At 62.3% G+C, this 22,503-nt stretch carries 18 protein-coding genes; 11 read left to right on the top strand and 7 right to left on the bottom strand.

Annotation, left to right across the window (positions count from 1 at the left end; genetic code table 11):
* Positions 1–179 precede the first annotated feature (179 nt).
* The 4 genes from I6L36_RS17390 (at position 180) to I6L36_RS17375 (ending at position 4,940) form a co-directional block, all read left to right on the top strand.
* A complete protein-coding gene (locus I6L36_RS17390) occupies positions 180–1,022 on the top strand; it encodes a lytic transglycosylase domain-containing protein (protein ID WP_010673217.1) in 843 nt (280 codons plus the stop codon).
* A 198-nt stretch (positions 1,023–1,220) separates the two neighbouring features.
* On the top strand, positions 1,221–2,888 hold the full coding sequence (gene ettA / locus I6L36_RS17385) for an energy-dependent translational throttle protein EttA (RefSeq protein ID WP_109111720.1): 1,668 nt from the start codon (positions 1,221–1,223) through the stop codon (positions 2,886–2,888).
* 111 nt (positions 2,889–2,999) lie between these two features.
* Positions 3,000–3,329: a hypothetical protein gene (locus I6L36_RS17380; protein ID WP_045523765.1), complete on the top strand. Its 330-nt coding sequence runs from the start codon at positions 3,000–3,002 to the stop codon at positions 3,327–3,329.
* Positions 3,330–3,584: 255 nt separating this feature from the next.
* A complete protein-coding gene (locus tag I6L36_RS17375) occupies positions 3,585–4,940 on the top strand; it encodes an NCS2 family permease (RefSeq protein WP_010673214.1) in 1,356 nt (451 codons plus the stop codon).
* A gap of 85 nt (positions 4,941–5,025) precedes the next feature.
* On the opposite strand, the gene djlA is transcribed toward I6L36_RS17375, so the two are convergent.
* From djlA to I6L36_RS17360, 3 genes are read right to left on the bottom strand one after another with little or no spacing between them, the layout of a single operon-like run.
* Positions 5,026–5,850, bottom strand: coding sequence for a co-chaperone DjlA (djlA, locus tag I6L36_RS17370; RefSeq protein WP_109111721.1), 825 nt, complete (start codon positions 5,848–5,850; stop codon positions 5,026–5,028).
* Between the two features lie 19 nt (positions 5,851–5,869).
* Positions 5,870–6,538, bottom strand: a complete 669-nt coding sequence (murU, locus tag I6L36_RS17365) for an N-acetylmuramate alpha-1-phosphate uridylyltransferase MurU (protein WP_109111722.1) — start codon at positions 6,536–6,538, stop codon at positions 5,870–5,872.
* Positions 6,535–7,545 carry an aminoglycoside phosphotransferase family protein gene (locus I6L36_RS17360; protein WP_109111723.1) on the bottom strand — a complete coding sequence of 337 codons (1,011 nt, stop codon included), beginning with the start codon at positions 7,543–7,545 and terminating at the stop codon, positions 6,535–6,537. Before I6L36_RS17360 ends, murU begins: the two co-directional genes overlap by 4 nt.
* Before the next feature lie 174 nt (positions 7,546–7,719).
* Between I6L36_RS17360 and lptD the strand changes: the two genes are divergently transcribed.
* Genes lptD through I6L36_RS17330 form a run of 6 tightly spaced genes read left to right on the top strand, consistent with a single transcriptional unit; the run spans position 7,720 to position 14,518 of the window.
* Positions 7,720–10,152: an LPS assembly protein LptD gene (lptD, locus tag I6L36_RS17355; protein WP_109111724.1), complete on the top strand. Its 2,433-nt coding sequence runs from the start codon at positions 7,720–7,722 to the stop codon at positions 10,150–10,152.
* Between the two features lie 30 nt (positions 10,153–10,182).
* The gene (gene surA, locus I6L36_RS17350; protein WP_109111725.1) at positions 10,183–11,475 is read left to right on the top strand and encodes a peptidylprolyl isomerase SurA; all 1,293 of its coding nucleotides are present in this window, start codon (positions 10,183–10,185) and stop codon (positions 11,473–11,475) included.
* Between the two features lie 50 nt (positions 11,476–11,525).
* Entirely contained in the window at positions 11,526–12,521 is a 996-nt protein-coding gene (pdxA, locus tag I6L36_RS17345; protein ID WP_042881321.1) for a 4-hydroxythreonine-4-phosphate dehydrogenase PdxA, read from the top strand.
* Entirely contained in the window at positions 12,511–13,323 is an 813-nt protein-coding gene (rsmA, locus tag I6L36_RS17340; protein ID WP_216986752.1) for a 16S rRNA (adenine(1518)-N(6)/adenine(1519)-N(6))-dimethyltransferase RsmA, read from the top strand. Before pdxA ends, rsmA begins: the two co-directional genes overlap by 11 nt.
* A 4-nt stretch (positions 13,324–13,327) precedes the next feature.
* The gene (gene apaG / locus I6L36_RS17335; protein ID WP_010673206.1) at positions 13,328–13,690 is read left to right on the top strand and encodes a Co2+/Mg2+ efflux protein ApaG; all 363 of its coding nucleotides are present in this window, start codon (positions 13,328–13,330) and stop codon (positions 13,688–13,690) included.
* Between the two features lie 6 nt (positions 13,691–13,696).
* Positions 13,697–14,518 (top strand): symmetrical bis(5'-nucleosyl)-tetraphosphatase, encoded by an 822-nt coding sequence (locus I6L36_RS17330; protein WP_039040022.1) that lies wholly within the window; start codon positions 13,697–13,699, stop codon positions 14,516–14,518.
* A 126-nt stretch (positions 14,519–14,644) separates the two neighbouring features.
* Here the strand turns inward: I6L36_RS17330 and I6L36_RS17325 are convergent, their stop codons facing one another.
* Together I6L36_RS17325 and I6L36_RS17320 are read right to left on the bottom strand one after the other, a co-directional pair.
* Positions 14,645–15,130, bottom strand: a complete 486-nt coding sequence (locus I6L36_RS17325; protein WP_041211140.1) for a 2TM domain-containing protein — start codon at positions 15,128–15,130, stop codon at positions 14,645–14,647.
* A gap of 183 nt (positions 15,131–15,313) precedes the next feature.
* A complete protein-coding gene (locus tag I6L36_RS17320) occupies positions 15,314–16,303 on the bottom strand; it encodes a luciferase-like monooxygenase (RefSeq protein ID WP_010673203.1) in 990 nt (329 codons plus the stop codon).
* Positions 16,304–16,519: 216 nt separating this feature from the next.
* Here I6L36_RS17320 and I6L36_RS17315 point away from each other — a divergent pair, with 216 nt between their 5' ends.
* A complete protein-coding gene (locus tag I6L36_RS17315; protein ID WP_109111726.1) occupies positions 16,520–19,405 on the top strand; it encodes an HD domain-containing phosphohydrolase in 2,886 nt (961 codons plus the stop codon).
* A 71-nt stretch (positions 19,406–19,476) separates the two neighbouring features.
* Here the strand turns inward: I6L36_RS17315 and I6L36_RS17310 are convergent, their stop codons facing one another.
* Positions 19,477–20,847: a YjiH family protein gene (locus tag I6L36_RS17310; protein WP_010673201.1), complete on the bottom strand. Its 1,371-nt coding sequence runs from the start codon at positions 20,845–20,847 to the stop codon at positions 19,477–19,479.
* A gap of 366 nt (positions 20,848–21,213) precedes the next feature.
* Entirely contained in the window at positions 21,214–22,416 is a 1,203-nt protein-coding gene (gene cgtA, locus I6L36_RS17305) for an Obg family GTPase CgtA (RefSeq protein WP_010673200.1), read from the bottom strand.
* Between the last annotated feature and the right edge of the window lie 87 nt (positions 22,417–22,503).

Below are 22,503 nucleotides of genomic sequence, written 5' to 3'. Positions count from 1 at the left end.
ATTAACAAATCTATCAAAGCAGTCACTGTTCCAGGTGCCTGCCGCTTCTCCCCTGCACCAAAAGTTCCATACCGTTTTCATCTCTGCCGCTCACCCACATAACCAGATGTTCCATCTGCTGGCTGGCGTCCCTCCCCGGATCGGGCCTATATGTTGCGGATACCAAAGACGAGGTTTCCATGAAAAAACGACTCTGGGGGTGGGGACTCCTGATACTGCTGGCAACCACTTCCCACGCAGATCCCTTTCGTCAGGCCCCCAAGGCCATGAGCGCACTGCGCCAGGGGGCCGCCATGGAACAGGGAAACCCGCGGCAGGCCATCGCCCACTACTGCACCGCCGCCAACCTTGGCAACCCGGAAGCCTATTACCGCATCGGCCGCCTGCTGGCCCGCGGCCCCCAGGGGATCCGCAATGCCCGCAGCGCCAACGCCTACCTGGCCATGGCCATGCGCCTTGGCAACCAGCAAGCCGCCCGTTACTACAACGAGCGGGTCGGCAATGCGCCCCTGGGTACCTGCGGCATCGGAGGCGGTGGCGGAGCCCCCTGGGTGCGCCCCAGTACCCCCTTCGATCAGGAGCGCTACCTGGCCAGACAGTCACAGGCCAAGCAAAAGCTGGCCGTCATGATCCGCCAGGCCGCCCAGCGTCACAAAGTGGACCCCCAGCTCGCCCTGGCCATCGCCATCGCCGAATCCAATCTGAACAGTACCGCTGTCTCCCCCAAGCAGGCGCAGGGCGTCATGCAGCTCATTCCCGAAACCCAGGCCCGCTTCGGCGTGACCCGGCCGTTCGATGCCCAGCAGAACATCCGTGGCGCCATGATCTACCTGAAGTGGCTGGAGAAGCAGTTCGGTCCGGACTGGGTTAGGATCAGCGCCGCCTACAACGCCGGGGAGCAAGCCGTGCTGCGCCACGGCGGTGTGCCGCCCTATCAGGAAACCCAGGAGTATGTGCAGCGGGTGCTCTACTACTCGGGGCAGGATCCTGACAAACCGGCCCGCCGCAGCTCACCGCGCTGAGCTTGCCCGGTTGCCCCTCTTCCCTCGCGCCTGTCGGCCGTCCCGGCCTGCGGCGCCCGGCTTTGCCGCCCCTCTCCCATTGGTTTACAATCGACGGGTTTTTTGGAACCGGGTTGACGGCCCGTCGACCCGGCCCCACCACGACATCAGTTTGTTAATGCCAAGACATTAAACTGCTGAAAGGAAGAGAATTAGCCAATGGCTCAATTTATTTACACCATGAACAGGGTTGGCAAGGTCGTGCCGCCCAAGCGTCATATTCTCAAGAACATCTCCCTCTCCTTCTTCCCGGGGGCCAAGATAGGCGTGCTGGGTCTGAACGGCGCCGGGAAATCGACCCTGCTGCGCATCATGGCGGGCATCGACACCGAGATCGAAGGGGAAGCCCGTCCGCAGCCCGGCATCAAGATCGGCTACCTGCCCCAGGAGCCGAAGCTGGATCCGGAGCAGACCGTACGCGAAGCGGTCGAAGAGGCGGTCGGCGACGTCAAACGCGCCATGGCGCGCCTCGACGAGGTCTATGCAGCCTACGCCGACCCGGATGCGGATTTTGACAAGCTGGCCCGCGAACAGGGCGAGCTGGAAGCCATCATCGCCGCCCAGGGCGGCCACAACATGGAAAACCAGCTGGAGCGCGCAGCCGACGCCCTGCGCCTGCCGGCCTGGGATGCCCAGATCAAGCACCTCTCCGGTGGTGAGCGCCGCCGCGTGGCCCTGTGCCGTCTGCTGCTGGAAAAGCCGGACATGCTGCTGCTGGACGAACCGACCAACCACCTGGATGCGGAATCCGTGGCCTGGCTGGAGCGCTTCCTGCACGACTACGAAGGCACCGTCGTGGCCATCACCCACGACCGCTACTTCCTCGACAACGTGGCGGGCTGGATCCTGGAGCTGGACCGCGGCGAAGGCATCCCCTGGGAGGGCAACTACTCCTCCTGGCTGGAGCAAAAAGATGCCCGTCTGGCCCAGGAAGCGAGTTCCGAAGCCGCCCGTCGCAAGTCCATCGAGAATGAACTGGAGTGGGTTCGTCAGAACCCGAAAGGCCGTCAGGCCAAATCCAAGGCCCGTATGGCTCGCTTCGAAGAGCTCAACACCAACGACTACCAGAAGCGCAACGAGACCAACGAGCTGTTCATTCCGCCCGGACCGCGCCTGGGCGACAAGGTGGTGGAGGTGGCCAACCTCTGCAAGTCCTATGGCGACCGCCAGCTGATCGACGATCTCTCCTTCTCCATTCCGAAGGGTGCCATCGTCGGCATCATCGGTCCGAACGGTGCCGGTAAATCGACCCTGTTCCGCATGATGTCGGGTCAGGAGCAACCGGATTCCGGTTCCATCACCCTGGGTGACACCGTGGTGCTGGCCTCCGTGGATCAGTTCCGCGACCAGATGAACGACAAGAAGACGGTGTTCGAGGAAGTCGCCGACGGCCAGGACATCCTGCGCATCGGCAACTACGAGTTCCCGAGCCGCGCCTACATCGGCCGCTTCAACTTCAAGGGTTCCGACCAGCAGAAGCGGGTCGGCGAGCTCTCCGGTGGTGAACGTGGCCGTCTGCACCTGGCCAAGCTGCTGCAGACCGGCGGCAACGTGCTGCTGCTGGATGAACCGACCAACGATCTGGACATCGAAACCCTGCGCGCCCTCGAGAACGCCCTGCTGGAGTTCCCGGGTTGCGCCATGGTCATCTCCCACGACCGCTGGTTCCTCGACCGCATCGCCACCCACATCCTGGACTACCAGGACGAGGGCAAGATCGAATTCTTTGAAGGCAACTTCACCGAATACGAAGAGTGGAAGAAGAAGACCTACGGTGCCGAGGCTATCCAGCCGCGCCGCGCCAAGTACAAGCGCATTGCCAAGTAAGGCGAGGCAACAGCCGCGCCGCCAGGCATGACATCACAAGGGGAGCCGGGGCTCCCCTTTTTTGCCTCTTCTGACTTACAATCTCCACCTCTACCCCAGCGATAGCGACCCATGACCCAAGCCTCCACCACCAGACTCACCATCCAGATCCGGCTCGAACCCGGCTGTCTGGGGCCGGATGGCAAGCAGCACATCGATACCTTCTGCGCGGCCGCCAACCGGATCCTCGCCGCCATCGAACCCCGACGGGTGCACTGGGTGCTGCTGCCCCGCCATGACAAGCAACTGGCCGAGCAGGCCTACTTCCTCGATGGCCGCCCCTTGAGTGAAACCCAGGCCACCCTGCTGCTGCAACGCATGGGGTTGACCCTCGATCCCTTGCTGGAGCAGAGCGATGCCGTGCTGAGCCAGCTTATCGAACGCTACCAGAAAAACCGTTGATCCCGATGTGGAAACGGGGCTCTATTGATCCCCTTTTTCCTGCCTCCGGGGGAAAACGTTTGAATTTTTACTCTATTCATTGATCCGCCTCGCACATCCGGGGTTTGTAAACCTGGCCGCCTGTGTGAAAATGTGCGCGCTGTCACGGTATCAGGACGAGTCTGGTCACTTCACCGCCAGAATCAGGGTCCGTCGCCCCGCATGGATGGGCCGGGCCCCCTGCTGCCTATTTCACGTCACCCATTGGAATCCAACATGAATCAACCACATCACGCTACCGGGCAGACCGCCAGCCCGGCTGCCGGGCAGGGATTGCTCGAGCGCCTGTTTGCCCTGCGCGGTCATGGCACCACGGCCCGCACCGAGGTGATCGCGGGCATCACCACCTTCCTGACCATGGTCTACATCGTCTTCGTCAACCCGCAGATCCTCTCTGCGGCAGGCATGGACACCCAGGCCGTGTTCGTTACCACCTGCCTCATCGCCGGTGTCGGCAGCATCCTGATGGGTCTGCTGGCGAACCTGCCCATCGCCCTGGCTCCCGCCATGGGCCTCAACGCCTTCTTCGCCTTCGTGGTGGTGGCTGGCATGGGCTACTCCTGGCAGGTCGGCATGGGCACCATCTTCTGGGGTGCGCTGGGCCTGCTGATCCTGACCCTGCTGCGGGTACGCTACTGGCTCATCGCCAACATTCCCCTGACCCTTCGGGTCGGCATCACCGCCGGCATCGGTCTGCTCATCGCCCTGCTCGGCCTGCACAATGCCGGCATCGTGGTCGCGAGCCCCGCCACCATGGTGACCGTGGGCAACCTCACCTCCCTGCCCTGCCTGCTGGGGCTGCTCGGCTTCTTCCTCATCTGCATCTTCTCCGCCCGCGGCGTCCACTCAGCCGTGCTCATCGCCATCGTGGTGACCACCACCCTGGGCTGGCTGTTCGGGGACGTCACCTTCAAGGGCTTCGTCTCCGTGCCGCCGAGCATTGCCCCGGTCTTCGGCCAGCTGGATCTGATGGGATCGCTGGACATCAGCCTCGCCGGGATCATCTTCTCCTTCATGCTGGTCAACCTGTTCGACTCTTCCGGCACCCTGATCGGCGTGACCAACCGCGCCAAGCTGGCGGATGACAAGGGGCACTTCCCGCGCATGAAGCAGGCCCTGGTAGTAGACAGCGTCAGCTCCGTCGGCGGCGCCTTCATGGGGACCTCGTCCGTGACGGCCTACATCGAGAGCAGCTCCGGCGTCGCCGTCGGCGGTCGCACCGGTCTGACCGCCATCGTGGTGGGCATCCTCTTCCTGCTGGCCATCTTCTTCTCTCCGGTCGCCGCCATGGTGCCGGCGTATGCCGCAGCGGGGGCCCTCATCTACGTGGGCGTGCTGATGTGCTCCGAGCTGACCCGGGTAAAGTGGGAAGACCTGACCGAAGCGGTGCCGGCCTTCATGACCGCGGTGATGATGCCGTTCAGCTTCTCCATCACCGAGGGGATCGCCGTCGGCTTCATCTCCTACTGCGTGATGAAGGCGGGCACCGGCCGCTGGCGCGAGATCAACCCCTGCGTGCTGGTGGTGGCCCTGCTCTTCGTCCTCAAGTTTGTCTGGGTCGATGCCCACTGATTTTTCTTCCATGAAAAGAAAAACCAGACTCTAAAAACAAAAATGCCCGTCATCGACGGGCATTTTTTTATGGCGGGATCAGGGCTCAGCGAATGCCGCGGGCCTCACGGATCCACTCCCAGGCCTGCTGGATCTCCTGGGTCTTCTCCTTGGCCATCTCCATCATCTCGGGGGGCAATCCCTTGGCGGCCAGCTTGTCAGGGTGATGCTTGCTCATCTCCTTGCGATAGGCACGCTTGATCTCCTGATCGCTGTCGCTCTCGTTCACCCCAAGCAACTGATAGGCATCCTTGAGGCGATCCTGGGAGGGGGGCTCCTGGCGGTATTGCTGCCCCTGGCCACTGCCCTGCTGTTGCTGGCGGTGGAAGAAGTTCATCTGGGCCTCGGCCATGGCCAGAATGCGGGCAAGCTCGATGCGACTGAACCCCAGCTCGTCGGCGATGGTTTGCAGGATGGCCCGCTCGTTCGCCTCCACCTGACCGTCGGCGAAGGCGGCCTGCAGTTGGACCTCGAGGAAGAAGCGCAGGATGTCGCGCTGCCCCAGGCTCGCCTGGCGAAACTCCGCCAGGGTCTCGCGCAGGGGGAAGTCACTCTCCTTGCCAAGGCGGAACGACTCCTGGGCCCGTACCCGCTGCTCTCCGGCCAGCCGCATCCTGTCCATCAGGTTGGACGCGACCCGTATTTCGTGCTCGGTGACCTGGCCGCTCGCCTTGGCGATGTGGCCCATAACGGCGAAGGTGGCATGGAAAAAGACGGCCTGTTGCTGCTGGCTGGGTGCCCGCTGGAAGGCCCCGCGGATCCCCATGCCCCGATCGAAGCGATGGCCGATCCACAGGCCCAGCAGGGCACCGAAGATGTTGCCGAGCAAAAAACCGAAGAAGGTGCCAAGCACCTTGCCCCAAATACGCATGGTTCAAGACCTCGTGAAGTTAATGGGTGCCGGCGAGCAGTTGCTCGTCCAGCTCGCGCAGCCGATCCACTGTGCCGATGTCGCGCCACTCGCCTGCCAGCAGGCTGCCACCCACCCGTCCCTGCACCATCCAGTCGCGCAGCAGGGGGGCCAGCTTGCGCGCCCCGCAGGGCAAGCCGGCAAAGGCGGCGGGCTGATAGAGGCCGACGCCGCTGAAGGTGAGGGCCGGGGTGTCCAGCACCCGACCCGCTTGCAGGGAGAAGTCCCCTTGCGGATGCTGGGGAGGGTTGGGCACCAGCCAGAGGTGGGCGAGATCCTCCCCAAGCGGCTGGTTCACCAGAGCGCGATAATCCAGGTCGAGCCAGGTATCGCCGTTGATCACCAGAAAGGGTTCGCGGCCCAGCAGGGGCAGCGCCTGCACGATGCCGCCGGCGGTCTCGAGCGCGCTCTCTTCGGCCGACCAGTGGATGGAGACCCCGAGTGCACTGCCATCGCCGAGGGCCGCCACCAGCTTGTGTCCGAGCCAGGCGTGGTTGATGACAAGTGTGGTCACGCCGGCTGCCTTGAGTTTTTCGATATGGTGCACGATGAGCGGCTTGCCCCCCGCCGCCAGCAGCGGCTTGGGCAGCAGATCGGTGAGCGGACGCATCCGCTCGCCGCGCCCGGCGGCCAGGATCATCGCCTTCATGGTGTCACCCCGGTGCGCGCCAATCCGGGCAGCACCACCTGCTCCAGCCACTGGCCGAAGCGGGCCAGCACCGGATAGGCGGCGCCATGGCTGCGACAGACATCAACGACGTAGCCCAGGGTACGGGGAATGTCCTTGAGGTAGCCGGCCTTGCCATCGCGGTGATAGAGGCGGGTGAAGATCCCCGCCGCCTTGAGGTGTCGCTGCATGCCGGTGAGATCGGCTGCGCGACGAAACGCGGCATAGTCCAGATTGCCGAGCAGGCCGGCCTCTTGCAGGGTGCCGAAGCCAAGTCGCATGCCCTGCTCGATCACCGCGTCCGGCCAGCGCACGTAGCAATCTTTGAGCAGGGAGACCAGGTCATAGCTCAGCGGCCCGATGACCATGTCCTGGAAGTCGATAAGGGCGAGGTCGCTCTCCTTCGGGTTCATCCCGCCGCACACCATCAGGTTGCGGCTGTGGAAGTCCCGGTGCATTACTCCTTGTGGCTGGGCCAGGTTGCTCGCCGTGAGGCAGGCGAAGGTCTCCGCCAGCAACTGCTGCTCTTCATCGCTCAGGGGCAGTTGCAGGTGATGCCCCAGCAACCACTCGGGGAAGATGGCATTTTCACGGGCCATGAAGGCCTCATCGAAGGGCTCGAGCTCGAGCGCCACGGCGCCGAGCCCTGGCAGCAGGGCGATGGCCTTGCCATACCAGGCCAGTACGCTCTCTTCGTTCAGGCAGCCGATAAGCTGGGTATCCCCCAGATCCGTCACCGCCAGCAATCCCTGCTCGTAGTCGACCCCCTTTACCTCGGGGGCCAGCAGCCCCGCATCGTGCAGGGCGGCCGCATTGCGAACGAATTCATGATTTTTTTCGGTTTTCGGATTAGCATCCACCCACACCAGACCGCCGCCCCGGAAGTAGCGGCGGAAACTGGCGTCACCGGAAATAAGCGTCAACGAGAGGTTGGCGTCACCGGAAATCCGGCGAGCCCATTGCAAAAGCAGGGAAGCGCGATCGTGCATGAGTCGGGAACCAAATTGGAAAGCAGCACTTGGCTGTTAGCCCTGGCCGCAATAATGCTTTATCATTGCCGGCTAACATAAAGCAATGACATGCAATGTCAACTCGATGGATCCTGACATAAAATGCATGCCCTGAATCCACCGTTTTTACTACGGATTGCGCGAGCCTTTCACATGACAAAATGGACACTGGGATACTCCTGTCCCATCGCCCTGACCATCAGCCTTGTTCCTGCCCTGAGCCCGCTCATGGCCCAGGCAGCGCCACTCAATGAGCCACCCGCTACCGGGATCCTCGACAGCCTCTGCTATGATTATGTTCCCAAGATAGAGAAGCCCAGTGCGGACCAGGACGCCAATGCCCAGCCCGTCGAGGTGGATGCCGATCGCCTGGAGGCCAAGCAGGGCGGTACCGCCGTCTACGAGGGTGACGTCAAGGTGCGCCAGGGCGTGCGCAAGTTCGACTCCGACTATGCCCAGCTCGACCAGAAGAGCCGGGATGTCATCGCCATCGGCAACATCTATTACAACGATGGCCAGATCACGGTCACCAGTGACAAGACCCTGAAATCCAACCTGGACACCAAGAACTCCGAGCTGGAAGAGGGCAAGTATCAGGTCCATGGCTCACCGGTGCGCGGCTTCGCCGAAAAGGTGAGCATGACCAACAACAACCAGAACATCACTCTGGAAGGGGCCCAGTACACCACCTGCCCACCGGGCCAGGAGGCCTGGACCCTGAAGGCCGGCAGCATCGACATCGATCAGTCCGAGGTATTTGGGGAGGCCTGGAACGCCAGCCTCTGGCTCTATGACTATCCGGTCTTCTACTTCCCCTATATCAACTTCCCCATCAAGGATGAGCGCAAGACCGGTCTGCTCTACCCGGGCTATACCCAAAGCTCCAAGAACGGTATGGACATCACCCAGCCGTTCTACTGGAACATAGCCCCCAACTACGATGCCACCATCACCTCCCGCTTCATGGACAGACGGGGCCTGATGGAACAGGTCGAGTTCCGCTACATGCCGGACCCGGCCCACGTGGGGAGCCTCTACTTCGAGAACCTGGCGGACGACAAGCAGTACGACGAGACGGCCAGCCTCAATCAGCATCTCTCTGATGGTCACCGTTACCTGCTCAGTGCCCGCCACACCTCCATGTTCATGGACAACGCCATGCGGGTGTCGGTGGACTACACCAAGGTACGGGACCAGGACTACAACTACTTCAACGACTTCACCCCCAAGGTGGGGACCCAGGTCGACAACCAGTTGCAGCAATCCCTGAAGGCGGGTTACTACCAGCAGAACTGGAACCTCGATGCCGAGGTACGGACCTACCAGATCCTGCTGGCCAGCGCCCAGCAGCCCCACGAGCTGATGCCGCGCATCAACCACAACTACTACCAGCAGGGCAGCTGGTACGATCTGGCCTGGAATACCGAGCTGACTAACTTCGGCTACAACAACGATCAGGCCATCGAGCAGAACAAGGGTGAAGCCTACACCGGCACCCGGGTCTACACGGCCCCCACCCTGACCATCCCCCTCGTTGACGAGGCGGGTTACTTCCTCGACAGCCAGTACAAGCTGATGTACACCCGTTACGACCAGACGGTGCCTGACCAGATGAGCAGCACCTTCACCAATCGTTTCACCCCGAGAGAGGGCGGCGACGTCACCCTGGAAGAGGGGACCATCACCCGGGTACTGCCCTCGTTCCGTCTCAAGGGCGGCATGACCTTCGAGCGGGATCAGCAGTGGTTTGGCGAGGGAGCCAACCAGACCCTGGAGCCTGAATTCCAGTACCTCTATGTGCCCTACAAGGATCAGGACAACATCGGTGTCTATGACTCCACCACCATGCGCCAGGACTACTACAGCCTCTTCAGCGATCGCCGCTTCGCCGGTCTGGACCGCATCAGCGACTCCAACCGGCTCTCCTTGGGGGTCACCACCCGCATTTATGATCCGGCCGGGGATGAACGAATCCGGTTGGCCGTTGCCCAAGCCTTCGACTTCGTTGCGCCCAGGGTCAAGCTTTACAGCAGCGATGAGCTGAGCACCAATACCCGCTCCCCGCTGTCGTTCGAGGGTGACGCCAAGATCAACGAGCAGTGGTATGCCCATGCGGGGGCACAATATGATATGGAACAGCGCCAGATAAGCTCTGCCAACAGCGCCCTGGAGTACCGTCACGAGAAGTTGATCAGCCAGTTGAACCACCGCTTCGTGCGGGATGCCAACTACGACCTCGACCACAAGGGGCAGGTGACGGATCTCAACCAGATCGGCCTGCTGCTGACCACCCCGCTGGACGATCGCTGGCACCTTTATGGCGGCTACTATCAGGAGCTCAATCAGAACGTCAAAGTGGACCGCAAGGTGGGTCTGAAATACGACTCCTGCTGCTGGAGCATCAACTTCAACCTGGAATGGGTCAACACGCCAGACAACGTGAACCTGACCCCGACGTCCGAGCGCAGCCTCGGCATTCAATTTGAAATGAAAGGATTGGGTAGCGTGGGTACCGGCTCCAAGGGCACTTCCCTGGACACCGAAGCACTGCCTTACATTCGTCCGTTTAACCTGCGAGACCAGTAACCGGTCTGGCAAACGCCTTGAGAGATGGATATGAAGAAGACGTTGATTTCCCTGCTGACCGCAGGCCTGTTCGGAGTCATGAGCCAGGGTGCCCTTGCCGCCCCCGAGCTGATGGACAAGGTGCTGGCCGTGGTCAACAAGGATGTGGTGCTGGCCAGTCAGCAGGAGGCTCTGGTGCAAAAGGTCAAGGCCTCTGCCCAGGAGAGCGGCCAGTCCCTGCCCGATGACGTCACCCTGCGCAAGCAGGCGCTGGATCGCCTGATCCAGGAGAGCCTGCAACTGCAACTGGCGGAGCGCCAGGGGCTCAAGATCAGTGACACCCAGCTGGAACAGGCCATTCAGAGCATCGCCGCCGACAACAAGATGAATCTGGAGCAACTGCGCGCCCAGCTGGAGCGGGAAGGCCTGACCTACGCCCAGTACCGTGAGGAGGTGCGCCGCGAGATCCTGATGAACGAGGTACGCCGCAGCCAGGTCCGCCGTCGCATCAACATCTCCGATCAGGAGGTCAAGCAGGTGGTCGAGGCCCTGAGCAAACAGGGCCAGCAACAGACGTCATATCATATCGGCCATATCCAGGTCGCGCTGCCGGACAACCCGAATGCCGAGCAGCTCAACGCTGCCAAGGCCAAGATCGAGCGCATTCTGGCGTCCCTGAAAGAGGGGGCCGACTTCCGCAAGCTGGCCATTGCCGAGAGTAACGGTCCCAAGGCGCTGGAAGGGGGTGACTGGGGCTGGTTGAGCCCGCAGGAGATGCCCACCCTGATGGCGGAAGCCGTGCAAGGGGCCGGCAAGGGTGACATCGTCGGCCCGCTGCGCTCCGGCGCCGGTCTGCACATCATCAAGATTTTCGACACCAAGGGTCAGCAACAGGTCATGCAGACCGAGGTCAAGGCGCGCCACATCCTGATCAAGCCCTCCATCATCCTGAGCGAGGCGAAGGCCAAGGGCACCCTGGACGGCATCCTGCACGACATCAAGAGCGGCAAGGCCAGCTTTGCCAGCATGGCAGAGAAATACTCCGAAGATCCGGGCTCTGCGGTGCAGGGTGGTGAGCTGGGCTGGTCTGATCCCAACGTCTATGTGCCGGAATTCCGCGACATGCTGGGGCGCCTGCAACCGGGCCAGATCAGCGAACCCTTCCGCACCAGCCACGGCTGGCACATCGTGCAGCTCGAGGAGCGCCGCAGCCAGGACGCCACCGGCAAGGCCCAGGAGCAACGCGCCTACCAGCTCATCTTCAACCGCCGCTTCGCCGAAGAGTCCCAGGCCTGGCTGGATGAGCTGCGCGACGAAGCCTACATCCAGATCGAACCCAATTGATGGGCGACAAGCAGATGAACAAGGCGCATCCAGGGCACGCCGAGGCACAGCTGAGCTGCCACCGGCTTGCCATCACCCCGGGTGAACCGGCTGGCATAGGCCCGGATCTGGTCCTGCAGATTGCCCAGCGGGCCTGGCCCCATCAGCTGGTTGTGATCGCCGATCCCGCCCTGTTGCGCGAACGGGCCGCCCTGCTGGGGCTGTCCGTCGAGCTTGAACCCTATGACGAAAGCGCCCCCACCCGTCCGCAGCGGGCGGGGACTCTGACCGTCTGCCCCGTGCCGCTCGGCGCCCCCGTGGTGCCAGGCAAGCTGGATGAGGGCAACGGCGCCTATGTGCTGGCTACCTTGCAGCGCGCCTGCGACGGCAACCTGAGCGGCGAATTTGCCGCCGTGGTGACCGGGCCGGTGCACAAGGGGATCATCAACCAGGCGGGCGTCTCGTTCAGCGGTCACACCGAGTTCTTCGCCCAGCAGTCCGACACCGCCGATGTGGTGATGCTGCTGGCCACCGAAGGGCTGAGAGTGGCCCTCGCGACCACCCATATTCCCCTTGCCTATGTGGCCAAGGCCATCACCGAGGATCGCCTTGGCAAGGTGATCCGCATCCTGGATGCGGATCTCAAGCGCAAATTCGGCATCGAACAGCCCCGGATCTATGTCTGCGGCCTCAATCCCCATGCCGGGGAAGGGGGTCATCTGGGCCGTGAAGAGATCGATGTCATCGAACCCGCCCTGGTCGCCCTGCGCCAGGAAGGGATCGATCTGGTCGGCCCGCTGCCGGCCGATACCCTGTTCCAGGACAAATACCTCAAGGATGCGGATGCGGTACTCGCCATGTACCACGATCAGGGGCTGCCCGTGCTCAAGTACAAGGGCTTTGGCAACTCGGTCAACATCACCCTCGGACTTCCCTTCATCCGTACCTCGGTGGACCACGGCACCGCGCTGGATCTGGCAGGCAAGAACCTGGCAGACCCCGGCAGCCTCACCACCGCGATCAACCACGCCATCCAGATGGTAGAGAAAAAAAGATATGAGCAGTAAGGTGCACATGGGCCACACGGCCCGTAAGCGTTTCGGTCAGAACTTCTTGCACGACCGGTATGTGATCGACCAGATAGTGGCCGCCATCAACCCGCAACCGGGTCAGAATCTGGTGGAGATAGGCCCGGGTCTGGCCGCGCTCACCGAGCCGGTCGCCGCCCAGATGGACAAGATGACCGTGGTCGAGCTGGACCGGGATCTTGCCGCACGTCTGCGCGAACACCTCACCCTGAAAGAGAAGCTGACTGTCATCGAAGCCGATGCCATGCGCTTTGACTTCAGCACCCTGATGGGGGAAGGCAAGGGGCCGCTGCGCATCTTCGGCAACCTGCCCTACAACATCTCCACCCCCCTCATCTTCCACCTGTGCGAATTTGCCGACCGGGTGGAGGACATGCACTTCATGCTGCAAAAGGAAGTGGTACTGCGTCTGGCCGCCGGCCCGGGCAGCAAGGCCTATGGCCGTCTGAGCGTGATGACCCAGTACTACTGTCAGGTAGTGCCGGTGCTGGAAGTGGGCCCGGGCGCCTTCAAGCCGGCGCCGAAGGTGGATTCCGCCGTGGTGCGTCTGATCCCGCACAAGAACCCGACTATCGTCGCGAAAGACATTCGTTGCCTGAACCGGGTCTGCACCGAAGGCTTCGGCCAGCGTCGCAAGACCATTCGCAACAGCTTCTCCAACTTCATCACCGACGCCCAGCTGACCGAGCTTGGCATCGATGGCAACCTGCGCCCGGAGAATCTCTCCCTCGAGCAGTTCGTCACGATCGCCAACTGGCTGGCCGACCAGCAACAGGCCTGATCCCATGACCCAAGCCCGGATAGTGGTCCGCCCCCACCCCAGCTATGTGGCGGGAACCGCAGATCCCTACCATTTTCTCTATCGCATCGAGATTGAGAACCTGGGTCCGGGCACGGTGCAACTGCTGCATCGACGCTGGCTCATTACGGATGCCAATGGCAAGATGCTGGAAGTGGAAGGTCCCGGCGTGGTCGGTGAACAACCCCTGATCGCCCCCGGCGAGACCTTTTCCTACCAGAGTGGCGTTCCCCTCGCCACACCGCTTGGCGTGATGGAAGGCAGCTACATCCTGCAGGATGAATCGGGGCAACAATTCGAAGCCCCCATCGCCCCCTTCACGCTGGCCGTCCCCAACATAATCAACTGAGGTTTCATGGCGAACTGTTTCGTCGGTGATATCCAGGGCTGCTACGACGATTTGCGCCGTCTGCTGGATCTTGCCGAGTTCGACTTCGATAACGACACGCTCTGGCTGTGCGGCGATCTGGTCGCCCGGGGGCCGGACTCCCTCAACACCCTGCGTTTCGTCAAATCACTGGGGCAGCAGGCCGTCACCGTGCTCGGCAACCACGACCTGCACCTGTTGGCGGTGGCCCACGGGGTCGCCCCGCTCAAGAAGAAAGACAAGTTGCAGGCGCTGATGGAGGCGCCGGATCGGGACGAGCTGCTGGAGTGGCTGCGTCACCGTCCCCTGCTGGCAGAACACCCCGACCTGCCCATCATGATGGTGCATGCGGGCCTCTCCCCCGCCTGGGACGCCCACACCGCCCGCAGTTGTGCCCGGGAGGTGGAGAGTCTGCTGCGCGGGGATCAGTACAGCTGGCTGCTGCACAACATGTATGGCGATCAGCCCGACAGCTGGAACGACAACCTGCTGGGCATAGAGCGTTACCGCTACATCATCAACAGCTTCACCCGGATGCGCTTTTGCTATTTCGACGGGCGCCTCGACTTCAAATGCAAGAAGGGCCCCACCGAATCGACCCCGGGCCTGCGCCCCTGGTTCGAGCAGCGCGAGCACCATGTGGATGACCCCATCCTGGTCTTCGGCCACTGGGCGGCCCTGATGGGCAACACCGGCAAATCCGATATCAAGGGACTCGACACCGGGTGCGTCTGGGGCAACAGCCTCACCCTGTGGCGCTACGAGGACGACGCCCTGATCGCCACCCCCTGCCCGGCCTATGCCAAGTAGATCGGTTCTCTGCGGAACAAGGGAATGATCCGCCGTTGAGAGGAGCGCAATGCCCTCTCCTGCGAAATGGGGCTGAAAACAGAACGGGCCCGGCAATGCCGGGCCCGTTTTTTCATGATCAGCGGATCAGAGCCTGCGCCCCAGCCGTTTCTCGACCTGGCGCCGCTCCCATTCCGGGCCAAACAGCTTGAAGGGCTGGAACAGGTTGATGGCGTGAGAAGCCAGCCCCAACCCCCATCCCAGCATGGGCCACCAGGCCCAGATATAGTCCGGGTTGCTCAGGTAGTTGATGACAAACAGCCCCCCTATCACCAGCACATAGCTCATGAGGTGGCCGTAGAAGCCCCTGAGCCCCTCCACGAACTTCATCGCCTCCCGCTCATCCCGCGCCACCTGCACGCGTCCCCGATCTTCGCCCTCATTCCCTTTCATCTCGCTCTCCTGCAGTTGGGTCACATCGAGCTCGAAGACGGCGGCCAGGGCCTTGAGGGATTCCAGTCCGGGTTGCTGGCCCTGCTCTATTCGCTGAATGGTGCGAACGCTCAGGCCAGTGAGGGTCGCCAGCTGTTCCTGGGACCATCCCCGTTGCAATCTCAACTTCCTGACGATCATCTTGCGCTCCTTGTGGTGATTGACAGGGCCAGCATAGGGAAAGGGGATGATAGGCGACACGACAGATGGCCGACACTCCCCTGACTTCCTTTAAAAATCATAAAGTTACTACCACGCAATCGTGGCTTTTGCGCCCCGAGCAGCCAGGCTTGGCGTGCCGCTGGCGGCCAGGCGTCGCGGGGGTTACAACCCCTGCATCAGCTCGGCACCAATCTCGAAGGAGCGCAGGCGCGCCTGATGATCGACGATGGGACCGTTGAACATCAGCTCGTCCGCTCCGGTCTCTGCCAGCAGAGCCTTGAGGCCGTGGCGTACCCGATCCGGCTCCCCCACCAGGGAGCGAGCCAGAGTCTGCTCCATCGCCATCAATTCGCGGGGAGACCACTCATCCCCCAGCGTCTGCACCGGCAGTGGCAGCTTGCCGGCATCCCCCCGGTAGAGACGCAGGAACTGCTGCTGCAGGGTGGTGAACAGGAAGCGGGCCTCACGATCGGTGTCGGCGGCGATCAGATTGACGCACACCACCGCATGGGGTTTGGGCCAGCGGGCAGAGGGACGGTATTGGGTACGGTAGATCTCCAGCGCCTGCAGCAACATGGCGGGAGCGAAGTGGGAGGCAAAGCCGAACGGTAGCCCCATGGCCGCAGCCAGTTGGGCACTGTAGAGGCTGGAGCCCAGCAGCCAGATGGGCACATGGAGTCCCTGACCCGGCACCGCCTGCACGGCACCGACCTCGTCGCCAAAATAACTCATCAGTTCGCGTACATCCGCCGGGAAGTCATCCACCTCGCCGCTGCGCTGGCGGCGCAGCGCCTGCATGGTGCGCTGATCGCTGCCAGGGGCGCGGCCCAGGCCGAGATCGATGCGATCCGGATAGAGGGAACTCAGCGTGCCGAACTGCTCCGCAATGACCAGGGGGGAGTGGTTCGGCAACATGATGCCGCCAGCCCCGAGCCGCAACGTCGTGGTCCCCCCGGCCAGGTGGCCAATCAGCACCGCTGTGGCGGCGCTGGCAATGCCCGGCATGTTGTGGTGCTCCGCCAGCCAGTAGCGGTGGTAGCCCCAGCGCTCCGCATGGCGAGCCAGATCCAGCGAGTGGCGAAACGACTCGGCCGGTAGACCACCTTCGGGAACGGGCACCAGATCCAGCACGGAATAGGGGACGACAGACATGGGACACTCCATTGGTTCACAGGGCGTTTATCAGGGGAGCAATGTAGCACGAGATATCTGAACGAATCATCTCACCACAGGGCAAGGGGGCAGCCCGGAGGCCGACTGTTGATTTCGGGCCGAAGAGCGCAAGATCGAGTCCTAGGCTTTTTGTCATCCAGCAAGCACACTGTTAGGTGACCAATACGGCGATCGCCAGGGGACAAGGATCCGTCCATGACAAACGCAAGTCTCAGTCGCAGACCCTTTTACGTATACATTGCCACCCTTTTCATCCTGCTCTTCTCCTTGCTGGGGGGCGCCCTCATCGTGCTGCAGTTCCAGCAGGGCATGCAGCAGGGGCTGGAGCACGAACGTCAGAGCTTCCAGCAATACCGGGAGCAGCTTGCCCTCGCCATCAAGCTGAACCAGCGACCGGCCCGCATGTCCCTGAATCTGCTGCGCAGCGGCCAGCTGTCCGCCATGACAGGGCTGGAGACGCGGCTAGCCTTCCTGCCCCATCTGGCAGAAGTACTGGCCAACAGCACCAGTTACGGCGCCATCTATGCCGGTTACGAGGACGGCGATTTCTTTCTGGTACGCAAGCTGACCGAACGGGCGAGAGGGGCGTTGGAGGCGCCTCCGCCCGAGAGCCGCCTGCTGGTCCAGAGCCTGCATCAGGGACAGGGAGAGTTCCTCTATTTCGACCAGCGGCTGCGGCTGCTGGAGCGGCGCCCCATGCCGGATTACCGTTTCGATCCGCGAGATCGGGGCTGGTACAAGGAGGCGCGCTGGAACACCGGCATCATAGTGACCCACCCCTACCTCTTCTTCACTACCCGGGAGCCAGGCATGACACTGGCGGTGGAGAGCGACGATCGCCGGGCGGTGATCGGACTCGATGCGGGCATGGAGGGGCTCTCTTCCCTCATCGGCGAGTTGCCCCTGCCCGGTCACAGCCAGTTGGTGCTGTTTGACGAGGTCGGGACCCTGCTGGCCACGGATCCCGAGCGCCTTCCAAGCTTCGAGCAACTGAGCCGCCTGCCCATGCTGTCGGCCCTCAATCACCCCATTCTCACCAGGCTGCAACAGGAGATGGCCGCGCGGCCAGCCCTGCTGCATCACCCCGCCGAGCTGACCCTGGCAACGGTTCAGGGTCAGGAGTGGCTGGTCAACCTCTCCTCCCTCGGGGAAGAGTCTCCGTTTTATCTCGCCCTCCTGGTGCCCACCGAGGTGCTCACCGCCCCGGCGCGCCAGGATGCACTGCACAATCTCGCCTGGGCCCTTGCCGGTCTGCTGCTCCTGCTGCCCGTCATCTGGCTGGCAGCCCGGCGCACTGCCGCCCCTTTGCTGGTATTGACCGGGGAGGCTGAGCGGATCCAGCACTTCGACTTTGGCGAAAGCCCGGGGCCGGATTCGGCGATCCGCGAAATTGACGACCTCGCCCGCGCCATGTCCAGCATGCGCCTGACCCTCGGCAATTTCATGAACATGGGCCGGGCGCTGGCGGCAGAGCATCGCTTCGATTCATTGCTCAGCCGCATCCTGCACGAGACGGTGGCGGCTGCCCAGGCCGAGGGCGGCTGCCTCTTCCTGGCCCAGGAGAGCGAGATGCAGGCCGTTCACGCCATCTGGCAGGGGCAGCCGCTGGCGTGCGAACAGGTACAGTGGCAGGCGGCGCTGCTCGGCGGTCTCTACCACACGGAGCGCCTCTGCCTGCCCCTCGACGAGGCACAGTGGGCCCGCTACCTCACCGACTGGGGCCCCTTCCCTGGTGCCTGCCAACTGCTGGTCGAGCCCCTTCACAACCACCGTCAGGAGCTGATCGGCTGCCTGCTGCTGATCCTGCCAGACTGCTCGGCCCGCGAACTGGCCTCGCGCATCAGCCTCATCGAGGCGCTGGCGGGCACTTCCTCCTCCGCCATCGAAAACCAGCGCCTGCTGGAGGAGCAGAAGCAACTGCTGGAAGCCTTCATCGAGCTCATCGCCGGTGCCATCGATGCCAAGAGCCCCTACACCGGCGGCCACTGCCAGCGGGTGCCGGAACTGGCCAGGATGCTGACCCAGGCTGCCTGCTCACAGCAGACGGGGCCCTTTGCCGATTTCCGGCTCAACGAAGAGGAGTGGGAGGCCATCCATATCGCGAGCTGGCTGCACGACTGCGGCAAGGTCACCACCCCGGAGTTCGTGGTGGACAAGGCGACCAAACTCGAGACCATTTACGACAGGATCCACGAGATCCGCACCCGCTTCGAGGTGCTCAAGCGGGATGCTCACATCGAGGCGCTCTGCGCCCTGCTGCCTCCATCCGGGCAGCAGGCCGCCCTCAAGGCTGTAACCCCCCTCTGGCACACCCTGGATCAGGAGTTCGCCTTCGTGGCCGAGTGCAATCTGGGGGGCGAGTGGATGGCGCCGGAGAAGCTCGCCAGGCTGGATACCATTGCCAGCCGCACCTGGTTGCGCACTCTGGACGATCGGCTCGGCATCAGTCAGGAGGAGCGCAAGCGCCACCAGGAGGCCCCCTCTCCCCTCCCCTGCCGAGAGTCGCTGCTCGCCGACAAGGCGGTCCATCTCATCCCTCGCCCCGAGCACGACAATCTCGCCCGACACAACCCATGGGGCTTCAAGGTGCGGGTGCCCACCCACCTCTACAACAGGGGGGAGCGCTACAACCTCGCCATCGGCCGCGGCACCCTCACCGAAGAGGAGCGCTACAAGATCAACGATCACATCATCCAGACCATACGCATGCTGGAGAAGCTTCCTTTCCCCCGCCATTTGCGCAAGGTACCGGAGATTGCGGGGGGCCATCACGAACGGATGGACGGCACGGGCTATCCGCGCCAGTTGCAAGGGGGACAGATGAGCATTCCAGCCCGCATCATGGCCATTGCAGACATCTTCGAGGCGCTGACGGCGAGCGATCGCCCCTACAAGTCAGGCAAGACGGTCTCCCAGTCCCTGGCCATCATGGTGAAGATGGTGCAGGAACAGCACATAGACCCGGCCCTGTTTGCCCTCTTCATCGAGAGCGGCATCTGGCGGGACTACGCCAGACGCTTCCTCGCCCCCGAGCAGCTGGACGAGGTAGAATGCCAGGCCCTGCTGGCAGGATCACACTGACCTTCCGCTGGCACTCGCCCATAAAAAAAACGGTCAACCCGGGTTGACCGTTTTTCGTTCCACTGCGCCCCTTAGAACAGCAGGTGCGCCACACCGGCAATCACCGGCAGGGTGACCAGGGTGCGCAGCAGGAAGATGACGAACAGCTCCCACAACTTGACCGGGATCTTGCTGCCCAGCAACAGAGCGCCCACTTCCGACATGTAGATGAGCTGGGTGACCGACATGGCGGCGATCACGAAGCGGGTGATGTCGCTCTCGATGGTGGAGGCCAGCACCGCCGGGATGAACATGTCGGCGAAGCCCACCATGATGGTCTTGGAAGCGGCTTCCGCCTCCGGCAGTTGCAGCAGCTCGAGCAAAGGCACGAAGGGCGCCCCCAGCCAGTTGAACACTGGGGTGTGCTCCGCCAGCATCAGGGCACAGGTCCCGACGGCCATCACCACCGGCAGCACGCCAAATACCATGTCCAGGGCGTTTTTCACCCCTTCACGCGCCACGGCGCCGAGATCCGTCATGCTGTCGGCCTTGGTCAGGGCACGATGGTAGCCGTAGCTCAGCACGCTGTGCTGATGGGGGATTGCCTCCTGCTTGCGGCACAGGGGAGTACCGTCGCTGTAGACATCCTTCTTCCAGGAGAGCGGCGGCAGGCGCGGTACCACGATGGCGGCCACCACACCGGCCAGGCAGACGGTCAGGTAGAAGGGGACGAACATATGCTCCAGCTTCACCTGGGAGATCACCACCAGACAGAAGGTGATGGAGACGGCGGAGAAGGTGGTACCGATGACGGCCGCTTCCCGCTGGGTGTAGAACTTGCCTTCATACTGCTTGCTGGTCAGCAGGATCCCGACGCTGCCATCACCGAGCCAGGAGGCGAAGCAGTCCACCGCAGAACGACCCGGCAGACGGAACACCGGACGCATGATGCGGGTCATCATGGTACCGACAAACTCCAGCAGACCAAAATCCAGCAGCAAGGGCAGCAGCAGACCCGCAAAGATGAAGACGGAGAACAGTACCGGCAGCAGATCGTGCAGCACCAGGCCGCCGGTCGCCCCTGAGCGCAGTACCTCGGGACCGGCTTCAAAGAAGGTCAACAGCACGAAGACCCCGCCCAGCACCCGCACGCACGCCCAGAAGGGGGAGACGTTGAACAGGCTGTTGAGGAAGGGGCGTTTCACCAGGATCGCCGGTTTGAACAGCCAGGCGATCAGGGTCATCAGCATGGTGGTGGTGATGATGGCGCTGACCATGGCCACCAGATGATCGGCAAACACCGTTTGAACCAGCTTCGCCAACACGGCGACGGGAATGGTGACATTGCCGTCATAGATGACCGGGGTCATGAACAGCAGGATCCCGATCAGTGACGGGATCAAAAACATCAGCACGTTGCGGCGAGTACGGATTGCCGGTGCTTCCAGGGTCTTTTCCAACATATAAACAGCCTTAAATGTGACTTTTCCTTCAGCCGGGCCGCCTGCATACTCACGCCCTCGCCCGGAAAACGGGCGCAAGAATAACCCAAAAAACTGCACAAACAAGCCGTTAATTGATCATTTCAAGCATAAATATTTTATCAGGCGAACCATCCATAAGAACAAACCAAAACAGTCATGCATATCGATTCAATTTGAATGGTTAGCATAATGTTTCATACAGGTTACATTCAGGTGCGCAGTATAATCCGCAGCCACTGTCAGGCAATAAGAGACATGAAAAATATATCTATAGGGTGACCCCGTCGATCCTCCCATAAAAAAACCGGAGCCTGTCTGGCTCCGGTCTTGTCACGAACATGATGCTCAATCGCGAACGTAAATGACTTCGACGCCGTCGTCGTCCTCATCGTCCCAGTCGTCATCGTCCAAGCCATCATCGAAGGCCTTGGACGCCGCCAGGGCATCGGCTTCCGCCTTGGCCAGCTGGTTCTTGTGATAGTCGTCCCACTTGAACTCCACCTTCTCGATGGCGTCTCTGGCATCTTCCGCCAGCTGACGAGGCATGGTATCCAGCAGATCCAGGATATCGTAGCACACCTTCTTGGTGCCTTCCTTGCTGATGGCGGTGATGGCGTAGACCGGACCTTCGTGGTTGAGGGCTGCCTTGACTCTGTCCATCACTTCCTGAGCCTCTTCTTCCAGGATCAGGTCCATCTTGTTGAACACCAGCCAGCGCGGCTTGCCCGCAAGCTCGGGGCTGTATTTTTCCAGCTCCCGGACGATGGTCACGGCGTTCTCGGCAGGATCGGAGCCATCCACCGGGCAGATATCCACCAGGTGGATCAGGACGCGGCAACGCTCCAGGTGCTTGAGGAAGCGGATACCCAGGCCTGCGCCCTCGGCAGCCCCTTCGATGAGGCCGGGAATGTCGGCAATGACGAAGGAGCGGGAGTTTTCACCGCGTACCACACCCAGGTTCGGTACCAGGGTGGTGAAGGGGTAGTCTGCCACTTTCGGACGGGCCGCAGAAACGGCGCGAATGAAGGTGGACTTGCCTGCGTTGGGCAGACCCAGCATGCCGACATCTGCCAGCAGCAGCAGCTCCAGCCTCAGGGTACGCACTTCACCCGGGGTGCCGTTGCTCTTCTGGCGCGGCGCCCGGTTGACCGAGCTCTTGAAGCGGGTGTTGCCAAGGCCGTGGAAGCCGCCCTTGGCAACCAGCAGCTTCTGATCGTGACTGGTCAAATCCCCCAGCAGTTCGCCGGTGTCTTCATCGGTGGCACGGGTTCCCACCGGCACGCGCAGGATCTTGTCCTTGCCGCGACGACCGGTACAGTTGGCACTCTGGCCGTTCTCGCCACGCTCGGCGGCGTGGAAGCGCTCGAAACGGTAGTCGATCAGGGTGTTCAGGTTTTCATCGGCCACCAGATACACGTCGCCACCATCACCGCCGTCACCGCCGTCCGGGCCGCCGTTCGGGATGTACTTCTCGCGGCGGAAGCTCACACAACCGTTACCACCGTCACCGGCATCGACTCGAATCTGGACTTCATCAACAAACTTCATAGGTAACCGTCACCTTAATTCGAAAAACCGATACGCAATTATAGTGATACGGGCCCCTTCGGGCGAGGCGCATCTGGCCGATGAGGG

Source organism: Aeromonas sp. FDAARGOS 1406, assembly GCF_019048565.1.
GTDB classification, from domain to species: Bacteria; Pseudomonadota; Gammaproteobacteria; order Enterobacterales; family Aeromonadaceae; genus Aeromonas; species Aeromonas caviae.
The sequence above is the reverse complement of the archived record's forward strand: the minus strand, read 5'-3'. Positions and strand labels throughout refer to the sequence as shown.